Annotated in this window: 11 protein-coding genes and 2 pseudogenes; 12 read left to right on the top strand and 1 reads right to left on the bottom strand. The window is 62.0% G+C overall.

Going from position 1 to position 12,650, the window contains the following annotated elements; translation table 11 throughout:
- Nucleotides 1–129 precede the first annotated feature (129 nt).
- The 8 genes and pseudogenes from hemN (at nt 130) to BKP54_RS28270 (ending at nt 8,243) form a co-directional block, all read left to right on the top strand.
- Complete coding sequence (gene hemN, locus BKP54_RS28305; protein WP_025427361.1) at nt 130–1,479, top strand: oxygen-independent coproporphyrinogen III oxidase; 1,350 nt, start codon at nt 130–132, stop codon at nt 1,477–1,479.
- A 104-nt stretch (nt 1,480–1,583) separates the two neighbouring features.
- Nucleotides 1,584–1,868 (top strand): acyl carrier protein, encoded by a 285-nt coding sequence (locus tag BKP54_RS28300; protein WP_107027602.1) that lies wholly within the window; start codon nt 1,584–1,586, stop codon nt 1,866–1,868.
- 116 nt (nt 1,869–1,984) lie between these two features.
- Nucleotides 1,985–2,470, top strand: a complete 486-nt coding sequence (locus tag BKP54_RS28295) for a 3-hydroxyacyl-ACP dehydratase FabZ family protein (RefSeq protein ID WP_057208732.1) — start codon at nt 1,985–1,987, stop codon at nt 2,468–2,470.
- Between the two features lie 2 nt (nt 2,471–2,472).
- Nucleotides 2,473–3,675, top strand: a complete 1,203-nt coding sequence (locus BKP54_RS28290; protein ID WP_025427358.1) for a beta-ketoacyl-ACP synthase — start codon at nt 2,473–2,475, stop codon at nt 3,673–3,675.
- A gap of 12 nt (nt 3,676–3,687) precedes the next feature.
- On the top strand, nt 3,688–4,971 hold the full coding sequence (locus tag BKP54_RS28285; RefSeq protein WP_025427357.1) for a beta-ketoacyl-ACP synthase: 1,284 nt from the start codon (nt 3,688–3,690) through the stop codon (nt 4,969–4,971).
- 155 nt (nt 4,972–5,126) lie between these two features.
- Nucleotides 5,127–6,154: pseudogene (locus BKP54_RS28280) on the top strand (zinc-binding dehydrogenase).
- 11 nt (nt 6,155–6,165) lie between these two features.
- Nucleotides 6,166–7,089 (top strand): lipid A biosynthesis lauroyl acyltransferase, encoded by a 924-nt coding sequence (locus tag BKP54_RS28275; protein WP_038577074.1) that lies wholly within the window; start codon nt 6,166–6,168, stop codon nt 7,087–7,089.
- Between the two features lie 443 nt (nt 7,090–7,532).
- Complete coding sequence (locus BKP54_RS28270; RefSeq protein ID WP_025427354.1) at nt 7,533–8,243, top strand: PAS domain-containing protein; 711 nt, start codon at nt 7,533–7,535, stop codon at nt 8,241–8,243.
- A gap of 155 nt (nt 8,244–8,398) precedes the next feature.
- Here BKP54_RS28270 and BKP54_RS28265 read toward each other — a convergent pair whose 3' ends face one another.
- The gene (locus BKP54_RS28265) at nt 8,399–8,884 is read right to left on the bottom strand and encodes a hemerythrin domain-containing protein (RefSeq protein ID WP_025427353.1); all 486 of its coding nucleotides are present in this window, start codon (nt 8,882–8,884) and stop codon (nt 8,399–8,401) included.
- Between the two features lie 215 nt (nt 8,885–9,099).
- Between BKP54_RS28265 and ccoN the strand changes: the two genes are divergently transcribed.
- The 4 genes and pseudogenes from ccoN to ccoP all read left to right on the top strand — a co-directional run bounded on the left by ccoN (nt 9,100) and on the right by ccoP (nt 12,582).
- The gene (gene ccoN / locus BKP54_RS28260) at nt 9,100–10,722 is read left to right on the top strand and encodes a cytochrome-c oxidase, cbb3-type subunit I (RefSeq protein ID WP_025427352.1); all 1,623 of its coding nucleotides are present in this window, start codon (nt 9,100–9,102) and stop codon (nt 10,720–10,722) included.
- A gap of 13 nt (nt 10,723–10,735) precedes the next feature.
- Nucleotides 10,736–11,467: a cytochrome-c oxidase, cbb3-type subunit II gene (ccoO, locus tag BKP54_RS28255; RefSeq protein WP_025427351.1), complete on the top strand. Its 732-nt coding sequence runs from the start codon at nt 10,736–10,738 to the stop codon at nt 11,465–11,467.
- Nucleotides 11,468–11,481: 14 nt separating this feature from the next.
- Nucleotides 11,482–11,631: pseudogene (locus tag BKP54_RS36835) on the top strand (cbb3-type cytochrome c oxidase subunit 3); the annotation flags it as partial.
- An 87-nt stretch (nt 11,632–11,718) separates the two neighbouring features.
- A complete protein-coding gene (gene ccoP / locus BKP54_RS28245) occupies nt 11,719–12,582 on the top strand; it encodes a cytochrome-c oxidase, cbb3-type subunit III (protein ID WP_025427349.1) in 864 nt (287 codons plus the stop codon).
- The last annotated feature ends 68 nt before the right edge of the window (nt 12,583–12,650 follow it).

The following is a 12,650-nucleotide window of genomic DNA, read 5'->3' as shown; positions in this document are numbered from 1 at the left end:
AGCGCGAAACAATGTCTCATGTTGAATTGAGCATTGTCAATTTTAACGTGTTAATTCGACGGCTTGATCAAAATCAACGGCGTGCTTTCCCATCCGTCCTATGCGTTTGCCATCTTGACGGAGAGACCGATGGACGACGCTCTGATCCTGAAATATGCGAGCCCCGTGCCGCGCTATACCAGTTACCCCACCGCGCCGCATTTTTCGGAGGCGGTCGGTCAGGCTGAGTACCAGTCCTGGCTAGAGGCCATCGGGCCGGGTGAGGCGCTGTCGCTTTACGCCCATGTGCCCTATTGCGACCGGCTGTGCTGGTTCTGTGCCTGTCACACCAAGCAGACGTTACGCTACGAGCCGGTGGCGAGCTACCTGAACGGACTGCACCGCGAAATCGCCACGATCGGCGGGCGGGTGAACCGCCAAGCGAAGGTCACGGCGCTGCATCTGGGCGGCGGATCGCCGACACTGGTCAGGCCGGACGATCTGATCGCGCTCAAGCGCGCCTTCAGCAGTCACTTCGAATTTTCCAGCGATTGCGAAATCAGCATCGAGATGGACCCGAACGACCTCGACGCGGCGCGCCACGACGCGCTGGCAGCGATCGGCATGACGCGGGCGAGCTTCGGCGTCCAGGATTTCGACCCCGTGGTACAGAAGGCGATCAACCGCATCCAGACCTATGAGCAGACGCGTGATGCGATCGAGGCTTCGCGAGCCCGCGGCGTGGGTTCGGTCAATTGCGACGTGCTTTACGGCTTGCCCTACCAGAGCCTGTCGTCGCTGGAGGCAACGATCGACGCCGTCGTGTCGCTGGCGCCGGATCGCGTCGCGCTCTTCGGCTATGCCCATGTGCCGTGGATGAAGAAGCACCAGTCGATGATATCAGACGAGAGCCTGCCAGGTATCGTCGAACGTTTTGCCCAGATGAGCCGGGCGGCCGACATGCTTGTTGCCGCCGGCTACGAGGCGATCGGCATCGACCATTTCGCCAGGCCCGGCGACAGTCTGGCCGTTGCCAACCGGGAAGGGCGCCTGCGCCGGAATTTCCAGGGCTATACATGTGACAGCGCCGAAACCCTGATCGGTCTTGGCGCCTCGGCGATCGGCCAGTTCCGTCAAGGTTATGTGCAGAATATGCCGGCAACCGGCGAATATCTGCGCCAGGTGGAGAACGCAGGCCTGGCCGCGGTGCGCGGCTACATGCTGACGCCTGATGATCGCCTGCGGGCGCGGGTGATCGCATCCATCATGTGCGATTTCGCCTTCTCGTTCTCGCGAATCAAGGCGGAGTTTCCTGAACTCGCCGGAGCGGTCGTCGAGGAGGCAAAGCTCTGGCGCGCAAGGGATGTGGACGGGCTGACGACGATCGAGGACGGCGTCTTCAGCCTTACCGAACGCGGCCGGCCGTTTGCCCGGTCGGTGGCGGCCATTTTCGACACTCATCTTCAGTCAGGACGGGGGCGCCATTCGGTCGCCGTTTAGCAACACCGCATTTCAAATCGCAGAGGTTGCCATCAAGGCCATTGGCTTTTGCGGCGCATTTACCTATAGGATCGCCGAGACTCGGAATAAAATAATAAAGAGGTATGCGCGTGACTGCTACATTCGACAAGGTTGCCGACATCATCGCTGAAACGAGCGAGATCGATCGCGAGACGATTACGCCGGAAAGCCACACGATCGACGATCTCGGCATCGACAGCCTGGACTTCCTGGACATCGTCTTTGCGATCGACAAGGATTTCGGTATCAAGATTCCGCTGGAACAGTGGACGCAGGAAGTCAACGAAGGCAAGGTTTCGACCGAAGAATACTTCGTGCTCAAGAACCTCTGCGCCAAGATCGACGAGCTGCGGGCTGCCAAGGCCTGATCGGGCCAAGGTTCAAGCCTTTCCACTCGATTTCCAATGCCGCCGGTCGCGCCTCGCGCTTGACAGGCGGCATTGGCGTTTTTACTTGAGCCCGAAACCAAACGGGGTGAGCCTCCATGCTCCTTGAATACTTCCAGATGATCGATCGTGTCGAAACGGTCGATCTGTCGGCTGGCCGGCTGACGGCGCGATCCGTCGTTCCCGAAAAGAGCCCGGTATTCGAGGGCCACTTTCCAGGCTATCCGCTGGTGCCGGGTGTGCTTCTGATCGAGACGATGGCGCAGGCTTCGGGATTTCTGGTGCTGGCCGCGACCAATTTCGCGGCAATGCCGTTTCTGATGTCGGTCGATGGCGCCAAGATGCGGGCCTTCGTCGAGCCGTCGGCAGAACTCGATATCGAAGCCTTCCTCGAGCACGATGGCTCCGGTTTCGCCGTCACCAAGGCGAAGATCACGTCTGCGGGCAAGAAGGTCTGTGACGCACAATTGAAACTCAGAACGATGCCGTTCGATCAGGTGCCGCTCGGCGATATCGTGCGCAGGCGCGCCGACGAGGTGGGCCTGATGACGGCACTTGCGGCGGATGCCGCTTCGGAGAAGTGAAGATGAGCAAATCCGCAAACGACGTGGTGATCACCGGCGTCGGTATCGTCACAAGCCAGGGTGTCGGCGTCGAGCCGCATGTGGCGTTTCTGAACGCGGCCGAGGCGCCGGAGCCACGCGTCGAGGCCGAAAAGTTCAAGCCCTATCCGGTGCATCCGCTGCCGCAGATCGACTGGTCGCAGCAGATCGCCAAGCGTGGCGACCAGCGCCAGATGGAAAACTGGCAGCGCCTCGGCGTGTTTGCAGCAGGCCTGGCGCTCGACGACGCCGGCCTCAAGGACAATCTCGACGCCTGCGGCAGCATGGACATGATCGTGGCCGCCGGCGGCGGCGAGCGCGACATCAATGTCGATTCGCTGATCGTCGACGAGGCGCTGAAGCGCAACGACCGCGAGCAGCTGCTGAACGAGAAGCTGACGACCGAACTGCGCCCGACGCTGTTCCTCGCCCAGCTCTCCAACCTTCTCGCCGGTAACATCTCGATCGTGCACAAGGTGACGGGATCGTCGCGCACCTTCATGGGCGAAGAGGCGGCCGGCATTTCGGCGATCGAAACGGCGTTCTTCCGCATCAAGGCGGGACAGTCGACACATACGCTGGCGGGCGGCGCATTTTCGGCCGAACGTCTCGACATCATGCTGATGACGGAGGCCATCCAGGCGCAGACGGTCGGCGACTGGCAGCCGATCTGGTCGCGCAAGCGCCAGGATGGCGGCGGAATGATCCTCGGTTCCGTCGGCGCCTTCCTGATGCTGGAATCGCGCGAATATGCCGAAGCCCGAGGCGCCCGCATCTATGCCACGATCGACGCGATCGGCAGCGACCGTGGCAGCCGCAGCGACGGCAAGCTGGAGGCGCGCCTTGCCGATCTGGCAAAACCGGCCGAAACGCTCGATCCGGCGCAGACAGTGGTCTTCTCCGGCACCTCGGGCCTGCATGATCTCGTTGCCCACGAAAAGACCTTTCTGGAAGCAAAGCTCGCCGGCGCGCCGGTGCGCGCCTATGGCGGGCTTGTCGGCCACAGCATCGAAGCGCAGTTTCCGGCGGGCCTCGCGCTTGCCGCACTGGCGCTCGGCCACGGCGCCAAGGTTCCGGCTTTCGACGCAAGCTTCGAAAAACCGATGACGGCGGGCGCCAGAACGGCGGTCGTGACGACCATTGGTCATTCACGCGGCGAAGGCGTCGCGGTCCTTTCGGCCGAATAAGAGGAACGATTGATGAGCAACGCTTACAAGGATCATCTCGGTCGTCCGATCGTCGCCGTCACCGGCATGGGCGTCATCACCTCGCTCGGCCAGGGTCTCGAAGACAACTGGGCGGCGCTGACCGGCGGCGTCTCCGGCATCCGCAAGATCACCCGTTTCCCGACGGAAGGCCTGAACACGCGCATTTCGGGCATGGTCGATTTCATCGAGGTCCCGGCGGCCAATTCGGTCGAGCGCTCCTACGCCATGGCGCGCGAAACGACGCTTGAGGCGTTGGCGCAGGCCGGTCTTTCCGGCGATTTCAACGGCCCGCTGTTTCTCGCCGCTCCGCCGATCGAGCCGGAATGGAGCGCGCGCTTTGAACTGGCCGACCGCTCGCCACCGTCGACCCAGCCGGGCGACGCCTACAATCGCTTCCTTGCCGCGATGCGCGAGAAGGCCGATCCGGTGTTTCACGAGGCCGTGCTTTTCGGCGCGATCTCCGAACGCCTGGCCGATCGCTTCGGCACCCGCGGCCTGCCGGTGACGCTGTCGACGGCCTGCGCCTCGGGCGCAACTGCAATCCAGCTCGGCGTCGAGGCCATTCGCCAGGGCCGCACCGATCGCGCGCTGACAGTCGCGACCGACGGTTCGGTCAGTGCCGAGGCGCTGATCCGCTTTGCGCTGCTCTCGGCGCTGTCGACCCAGAACGACCCGCCGGAAAAGGCCTCCAAGCCCTTCACCAAGGACCGTGACGGCTTCGTCATCGCCGAAGGCGCGGCAACCCTGGTGCTGGAATCGCTGGAAGCAGCGGTCGCTCGTGGCGCCCGTGTCTACGGCATCCTGAAGGGGTGCGGCGAGAAGGCCGATCTCTTCCACCGCACGCGCTCGTCGCCCGATGGCGGCCCGGCGATCGCGACGATCCGCGCGGCCCTTGCCGACGCCGGCATCGACGAAGGTGGCATCGGCTACATCAACGCCCATGGCACTTCGACGCCGGAAAACGACAAGATGGAATATCTGTCGATGTCGGCCGTCTTCGGCGAACATCTGCCGTCGATCCCGGTTTCGTCGAACAAGTCGATGATCGGCCACACGCTGACGGCTGCAGGCGCAGTCGAGGCAGTGTTCTCGATCCAGACGATGCTGACCGGCACCTTGCCGCCGACGATCAACTACCAGAATCCCGACCCGGCCATCGTGCTCGACGTCGTGCCGAACGTGAAGCGCAGCCAGCAGGTCTCTGCCGTGCTGTCGAACTCCTTCGGCTTCGGCGGACAGAACGCCAGCCTTGTCATGACCGCCGAGCCGGCCTAAGTCGGCGGTCACAGCGCCGCGCGTCGAACATGACGCGCAAGCGACGCTGTAACGCTTTAAGCCTGCTGCACGCTTCCTTGAACCGGATCCGATCTAAGGAAGCACGCCGCAGAAACTTCAGACGAAATGATGCCGCTCAAGGCAGAGGAAAGATCATGCGCGCCCTGCAACTGCTCGATGACCGCAAGCTCGAAATCACCGACGTTCCCGAGCCGGAAGCGCCAGGCCCGGGCGAAGTGACGCTCCGGGTCAAGGCCGTCGCACTCAACCACATCGACGTGTGGGGCTGGCGCGGCATGGCCTTTGCCAAGCGCAAGATGCCGCTCGTCATCGGCGCCGAGGCGGCCGGTGTGGTCGAAAGCATCGGCCCGGGCGTTTCAAGCGTGCTTCCGGGGCAGCTCGTTTCGATCTATGGCGCGCGCACCTGCGGCCTCTGCCGCCCGTGCCGCGAAGGTCGCGACAATCTCTGCGAACATGTGGGCGGCGTGCATGGCTTCCACCTCGACGGCTTCGCGCAGGAGAAGATCAATCTTCCCGCACGCCTGCTGGTGCCGGCACCTCCGGGCATCGATGCCGTGGCCGCAGCGCTTGCACCGGTCACCTTCGGCACGGTCGAGCACATGCTGTTCGACAACGCCAAGCTTGAGCCAGGCGAAACCATTCTCGTCCATGCCGGCGGCTCCGGCATCGGCTCGGCGGCAATCCAGCTTGCCAAGAAGATCGGCTGCACGGTTATCACTACCGTCGATCCGACGACAAGATCGAGAAGGCCAAGGCGCTCGGCGCCGATCACGTCATCAACTACCGCACCGACCGCTTCGAAGGTGTCGTGCGCAAGCTCACCAAGAAGAAGGGCGTCGACGTCGTGTTCGAACACGTCGGCAAGGACACCTGGGCCGGCTCAATGCTCTGCATGAAGCGGGGAGGCCGCCTGGTCACCTGCGGCTCGACCTCCGGTGTGTCGACCGACATGAACCTGATGATGCTGTTCCAGCAGCAGCTGAAGCTGCTCGGCTCCTTCGGCTGCCGCATGGAAAACATGGCCAACGCCATGCAGAAGATGGCGCGCGGCCTGGTGCATCCGGTCATCGATACGCAGGTCGGTTTCGACGAGATCGACCGGGCACTGGAGCGGATGGAATCGCGCCAGATCTTCGGCAAGATCATCCTGAAGATGGATTGATCCACGTGCGCATGCTGATCACACGGCTGGTTCTGACGGCGGATCATTTCCGGCAGTGGCTGATTGCGCAACTCGTCTTTCTGCTTCTGACGATCCTGAAGCTGTTTCCGGCTGACGGCGCGATCCGCTTCATGGATCGCGCCGCACGCTTCATCGGCCCGAAGACCAGCCGGCACAAGCTGACGCTGACCAATCTGCGCAACGCCTTTCCCGAGAAGCGGGAGGCCGAGATCGAAGCGATCGCCATGGAGAGCTGGGGCAATATGGGCCGCATGGCGGCGGAATATGTCTTCCTCGACCGGCTGTTCGATTTCGATCCCGAGGCGACCAAGCCCGGCCGCGTCGAAGTCTCCGGCGTTCCGCTCTTTCTCGAGCTGCGCGACAACCCGCGACCCTTTATCGTCTTTACCGCCCACAGCGGCAATTTCGAGATGCTGCCGGTCGCTGGCTCCGCCTTCGGGCTGGAGGTGACGGTGCTCTTCCGTCCGCCGAACAACCCTTACGTCGCCGAGAAGGTCTTCGAGTTCCGCAAGGAGCGCATGGGCAATCTCGTGCCGTCGCATGCGGGTTCGTCCTTCGCACTCGCCCGCCAGCTAGAGCGCGGCAACGGCGTCGGCGTTCTGGTCGACCAGAAATTCCGCAAGGGCCTGAAGACCAAATTCTTCGGCCAGGACGTGCAGACCAACCCGCTGCTCGCCAAGCTCGTGCGGCAGTTCAATTGCGAGGTCTATCCCGCCCGCTGCATCCGGCTGCCCGGCAACCGTTTTCGGCTGGAGCTGGAGCCGGCGATCGACATTCCGCGCAAGCCCGATGGCGCTGTCGACGTCAACGCCACGGCACAGGTTCTCAACGACAAGGTGGAGAGCTGGGTGAGGGAGTATCCCGGGCAATGGTTGTGGTACCACGACCGCTGGCACATCAAGCGCTACCTGTAAGACTGATTCTCTTCGAACCGCAAAAGGCGTTGCCGCCGCAGGCATTAACGCCCTTTTTGTCTATGCCTAAGGCATTTGCTGGAGAAAATCGCCGTCTTTGCGCCGTTGAAGTCGTTTCGAAACCGCAAGCTTCCCTTTCTGATGTTGAACGGGGCGGTAATGAGTGTAAACTCACCGTTGTATTGCGAGGGGCAGACTGCAAGCGCTTTGGGTGGCCAAGTCTTTGTGGTTTTCGCTGAGGATGTGGGGGAAACGTCAACGCCTGCATGTTTCCTTAAATCCTATTCGATTTAGGAATAAAAACATGCAGTAATTCGAAGTGCTACAGCGACCTTTGCGCGTCTAATAAGACGCGCGGCGCTGTAGATCAGCATCTACATCATCAAAGCCTGTCATATAAGTGCATCGGCGCGGCCTCGGCCGTGGGGGATTGGGGTTTCGAATTGAACGCACTGATTGAGCTGTTCTGGTTCAAGTATTCACAACTGCAGTATGCAGTACGTACAGCAGACGAACATCTGATCGGACTTCTGGATCGCGAGCTCGATCCCATCTTGAAGTCGGTCTATGATGAGAAGGCCGTGAGCGTCGAAGATGCCCGCCTTCAGTTCCAGTTTCTGATCGATATTCTGCGCGTCGAGGCCGACGATATTTCCTGCGTGCTGCGCCATTCGCAGCTTTTGCAGTCGCTGATCAATCGCTATTTCGCAGCCACGGGCGCGGTCAACGCTGCCGACTTGCGACTGGAGCGCACGCCGGCTGCACCACACAAGGGGCGGGCGGACGAGGGGCTTCTCAACGAGGCGATTCTCGACAGCTTCCCTGACCGCATCGCCGTGATCACGCCGGATTATCGGTATCTCTATACCAATCCGCTCAACGCGAACCATCTCGAAAGCCGCCCGATGGATCTCATCGGTCGGCATATCGTCGAATTCATTGGCATCCAGCGCTTCGAGCTGCGCGTGAAGAGCTATCTCGATCGCTGTTTTGCGGGCGAGGTGGTCGACTATACCTTCGCCAAGACCGTCGACGCGCGAACCGTCGTGGTGCGCTGCCGGCTGACGCCGTGCATGTCGAGCAACGGCAAGCTCATCGGTGCGATCCTGGTGATCCAGGAGCATGCGGACCGACGCCGCGCCATCGCCGCCTGATCCCTGTCGCCTAGAGCGCCGCGCGTCTTATTGGACGCACAAAGGTCGCTGTAGCACTTTGAATTGCTGCATGTTTCCTTAAATCGAATAGGATTTAAGAAAACATGCAGTTGAGCCGGATACAGAAACGGCGGCCCTTTCGAGCCGCCGTTCGTTCAATTGATGTCCGGGTCGACTGGAAGCAGCGTGCGAAGACATTCCTGCTCGAAGCCGATGTGCCTTCGCAGATTGGTGAAGAAGCCGCGCAGCATGTAGCCGGCTGTCTCCGCATTGACGCTCTCGTCGGCAGCGCCGAGCTTCACCAGCATCTCCGTGAGCTCTTCGGCAAAGCACTCATCTTCGCAATGTTCGTATTTGAGCCGCGCGAGCGTTGCCGCGATCGACGGGTCGTCGCCGAAATTCTGCTCGACCCAGCGAAACACCGCGCTCTCTTCGCCCGAATGCAGTTCGCGTATGAGCGGCTCCAGCATCTTGGCGGCATAGGCGCATTTCTGCCGGTCGATTTCAGCCGGCAGGCTGTCGGCGATTTCCTCCAGGCTGTTGCAGAGCGCAAGCTGTTCCTGATGCGCACGTGCCAGCCAGGCCCGCGGTTCGCCCATCGGGGCAGGGCGCGCTCGCAAACCCGTCCACACCCGGATCATTCCACTATCATTCGTTCTCTTCATGCTGTTCTGACGCCAGCTCCTATGGCGCTCCCTCATTGTTTCCTGAGGGTGAAGCAAGTGGAGGCCCCCGGCCTTGATCTGAATCAAGGTGAGGGTGCCCCGATTCTGACACTTTCCGGCAAGCTGCGCTGGGCATGCCGCCTTTAGGCGTGTGCACGCGTCTGCATCTGGATAAAGTTGGGGACCCAACCATGAAATACACTTTCGAGACGATCCTGCTCGGGGTCGGTGCTTTCCTGGCGCTTCTAGGCGCCGGATTCGCACAGGACCGGCAGTTCGAAGCCCATATGTGGGTGCTGTTCTTCGTGCTGCTCGGCGGCACGATCGTTATGATGCGGCGCCTCGACTTCAGCACGGCGTCAGCAGGCAAGGCGGCCGCACCGCAGTCGGAATATTTCGACGAAGTCGTGAAGTATGGCGTCATCGCCACCGTCTTCTGGGGTGTCGTCGGCTTCCTCGTGGGCGTCGTGGTTGCGCTCCAACTGGGCTTTCCGGATCTCAACATCGAGCCGTGGTTCAACTTCGGTCGCATGCGGCCGCTGCACACCTCGGCGGTGATCTTCGCCTTCGGCGGCAACGCGCTGATCGCGACCTCGTTCTACATCGTCCAGCGCACCAGCCGTGCGCGCCTGTTCGGCGGCAATCTCGCCTGGTTCGTGTTCTGGGGCTACCAGCTCTTCATCGTCCTGGCCGCCACCGGCTATCTGCTGGGGATCACCCAGTCGAAGGAATATGCGGAGCCGGAATGGTATGTCGACCTGTGGCTGACGATCGTCTGGGTCGCCTATCTCGCCGTGTTCCTCGGCACGCTGCTGGTGCGCAAGGAGCCGCATATCTATGTGGCGAACTGGTTCTATCTCGCCTTCATCGTCACCATCGCGATGCTGCACATCGTCAACAACCTGGCGGTTCCGGTGTCGTTCCTGGGCTCCAAGAGCTATTCGGCCTTTGCCGGCGTGCAGGACGCGCTGACGCAATGGTGGTACGGCCACAACGCCGTCGGCTTCTTCCTGACGGCCGGCTTCCTCGGCATGATGTATTACTTCATTCCGAAACAGGCCAACCGCCCCGTCTATTCCTACCGCCTGTCGATCATTCACTTCTGGTCGCTGATCTTCATGTACATCTGGGCCGGTCCGCACCACCTGCACTATACGGCTCTGCCGGACTGGGCGCAGACGCTCGGCATGGTCTTCTCCATCATGCTGTGGATGCCGTCCTGGGGCGGCATGATCAACGGCCTGATGACGCTCTCGGGCGCCTGGGACAAGATCCGCACCGACCCGATCATCCGCATGATGGTCATGGCCGTCGCCTTCTACGGCATGGCGACCTTCGAGGGTCCGATGATGTCGATCAAGACGGTCAACTCGCTCAGTCACTATACCGACTGGACGATCGGCCACGTGCATTCGGGTGCGCTCGGCTGGAACGGACTGATCACCTTCGGCGCCATCTACTACCTCACGCCGAAGCTGTGGAACCGCGAGCGGCTCTATAGCGTGCGCATGGTCAACTGGCACTTCTGGCTCGCCACGCTCGGCATCGTCGTCTACGCCGCTGTCATGTGGGTTGCCGGTATCCAGCAGGGCCTGATGTGGCGCGAATACGACGACCAGGGTTTCCTCGTCTATTCCTTCGCGGAATCGGTCGCGGCCATGCTGCCCTACTACGTGCTGCGTGCGCTGGGCGGTGCCCTGTTCCTCGCCGGCGCTCTGCTCATGGCCTTCAACGTAACAATGACCATCCTCGGCCGCGTGCGTGACGAAGCCCCGATCTTCGGTTCGACGCCCGTGCTCAAGGCTGCGGAATAGGAGGGCAGTACCCATGTCCATTCTCGACAAACACGCCACCCTGGAACGCAACGCAACGCTGCTGCTCGTCGGCTCGCTTCTCGTCGTCTCGATCGGCGGCATCGTTGAAATCGCGCCGCTGTTCTATCTCGAAAACACCATCGAGAAGGTCGAAGGCATGCGGCCCTATTCGCCGCTGGAACTCGCGGGCCGCGACATCTACGTTCGCGAAGGCTGCTACGTCTGTCACAGCCAGATGATCCGGCCGTTCCGCGACGAGGTGGAGCGCTACGGGCACTACTCGCTGGCGGCAGAATCCATGTACGACCATCCGTTCCAGTGGGGATCGAAGCGCACCGGGCCGGATCTCGCCCGCGTCGGCGACCGCTATTCGAACGAGTGGCACGTGCAGCATATGACCGAGCCGCGCTCGGTGGTGCCGGAATCGGTGATGCCGAGCTATGCGTTCCTGAAGTCGACGCCGCTCGACGTGAGGAACGTCGCCGGACAGCTGAAGGCCAACAGGGCCGTCGGCGTGCCCTATTCGGACGAGATGATCGAGAACGCCGCCGCCGACATCAAGGCGCAGGCCGACCCGAATGCGGACACGTCGGGTGTCGAGGCGCGCTATCCCAAGGCCAAGCTCGGCGATTTCGACGGCGATCCGCAGAAGCTGACGGAGATGGACGCGCTCGTCGCCTATCTCCAGATGCTCGGCACGCTGGTCGACTTCTCCACCTACGACGACACCACGGGCTATCGCTAAGGGAGGGCACGGACATGGAAACCTACACGGCCATGCGCCAGTTCGCCGACAGCTGGGCGCTGCTTGCCATGACGCTCTTCTTCCTCGGCGTCGTCGCCTTCATCTTTAGGCCCGGCGCCAAGAAGGCCGCCGATCGGGCCGCAGCCATCCCCTTCGATCACGATGTGATCGAGACTCAGAAATCAGAGCGGAATGCGGGCGGAAAACCGCAAAACACTTTTCCTCATTCCGCTCGTAAGGAGGATTGATCCATGTCGGACAAACATGTCGACGAGATCAGCGGCGTCGAGACAACCGGCCACGAATGGGACGGGATCCGCGAGCTCAACAACCCGATGCCGCGCTGGTGGGTCTATACCTTCTACGCCACCATCGTCTGGGCGATCGGTTACATGATCGTCTATCCGGCCGTGCCGCTGCTAACCGATGCGACCAAGGGCGTGCTCGGCTACTCCAGCCGTGCGGAACTCAGCGTCGAGCTTGCCGATGCCAAGGCGGCGCAGGCCGGCAATCTGGAAAAGATCGCCGCGAGCTCACTCGACCAGATCATCGCCGATCCGCAGCTTCACCAGTTCGCAGTTGCGGCCGGCGCCTCGGCCTTCAAGGTCAACTGCGCCCAGTGCCACGGTTCGGGTGCCGCCGGTTCGGCCGGCTTCCCCAACCTCAACGACGACGACTGGCTGTGGGGCGGCAAACCTGAGGAGATCTACCAGACGGTGGCGCACGGCATCCGCTATACCGGCGACGACGAGACGCGCGTCTCCGAAATGCCGTCCTTTGCCGAGATCCTCAAGCCGGAAGAGATCAAGCAGACCGCCGCCTATGTCGTCAGCCTCACCGGCACGCCTTCGGATGCGGCGCTGGTCGAACCGGGCAAGGCGCTGTTCGAGGCCAATTGCGCCTCGTGCCACGGCGCCGACGCCAAGGGCAATCGCGAGTTCGGCGCGCCGGATCTTGCCGATGCGCTCTGGCTCAATGGCTCAAGCGAGCAGGCAATCGTCGCGCAGATGAAGGCGCCCAAGCACGGCGTCATGCCGGCCTGGCTGCCACGCCTCGGCGACACCACAGTCAAGCAGCTTGCCGTGTTCGTGCATTCGCTCGGCGGCGGCGAGTAGGGGAACGCTCGCGCCCCGAGCTAAGGTTTGCCCCTCACTGTCCTGCCGGACATCTCTCCCCGCAGCGG

This window comes from Ensifer sp. 1H6 (assembly GCF_001976035.1).
Lineage (GTDB): Bacteria > Pseudomonadota > Alphaproteobacteria > Rhizobiales > Rhizobiaceae > Ensifer > Ensifer canadensis.
The sequence above is the reverse complement of the archived record's forward strand: the minus strand, read 5'-3'. Positions and strand labels throughout refer to the sequence as shown.

What these genes read in the sequence shown, in the direction of transcription:
- hemN (WP_025427361.1), top strand. Translation starts at nt 130, where the DNA reads ATGGACGACGCTCTGATCCTGAAATATGCGAGCCCCGTGCCGCGCTAT.
- BKP54_RS28300 (WP_107027602.1), top strand. Translation starts at nt 1,584, where the DNA reads ATGCGCGTGACTGCTACATTCGACAAGGTTGCCGACATCATCGCTGAA.
- BKP54_RS28295 (WP_057208732.1), top strand. Translation starts at nt 1,985, where the DNA reads ATGCTCCTTGAATACTTCCAGATGATCGATCGTGTCGAAACGGTCGAT.
- BKP54_RS28290 (WP_025427358.1), top strand. Translation starts at nt 2,473, where the DNA reads ATGAGCAAATCCGCAAACGACGTGGTGATCACCGGCGTCGGTATCGTC.
- BKP54_RS28285 (WP_025427357.1), top strand. Translation starts at nt 3,688, where the DNA reads ATGAGCAACGCTTACAAGGATCATCTCGGTCGTCCGATCGTCGCCGTC.
- BKP54_RS28275 (WP_038577074.1), top strand. Translation starts at nt 6,166, where the DNA reads ATGCTGATCACACGGCTGGTTCTGACGGCGGATCATTTCCGGCAGTGG.
- BKP54_RS28265 (WP_025427353.1), bottom strand. Translation starts at nt 8,884, where the DNA reads ATGATCCGGGTGTGGACGGGTTTGCGAGCGCGCCCTGCCCCGATGGGC.
- ccoN (WP_025427352.1), top strand. Translation starts at nt 9,100, where the DNA reads ATGAAATACACTTTCGAGACGATCCTGCTCGGGGTCGGTGCTTTCCTG.
- ccoO (WP_025427351.1), top strand. Translation starts at nt 10,736, where the DNA reads ATGTCCATTCTCGACAAACACGCCACCCTGGAACGCAACGCAACGCTG.
- ccoP (WP_025427349.1), top strand. Translation starts at nt 11,719, where the DNA reads ATGTCGGACAAACATGTCGACGAGATCAGCGGCGTCGAGACAACCGGC.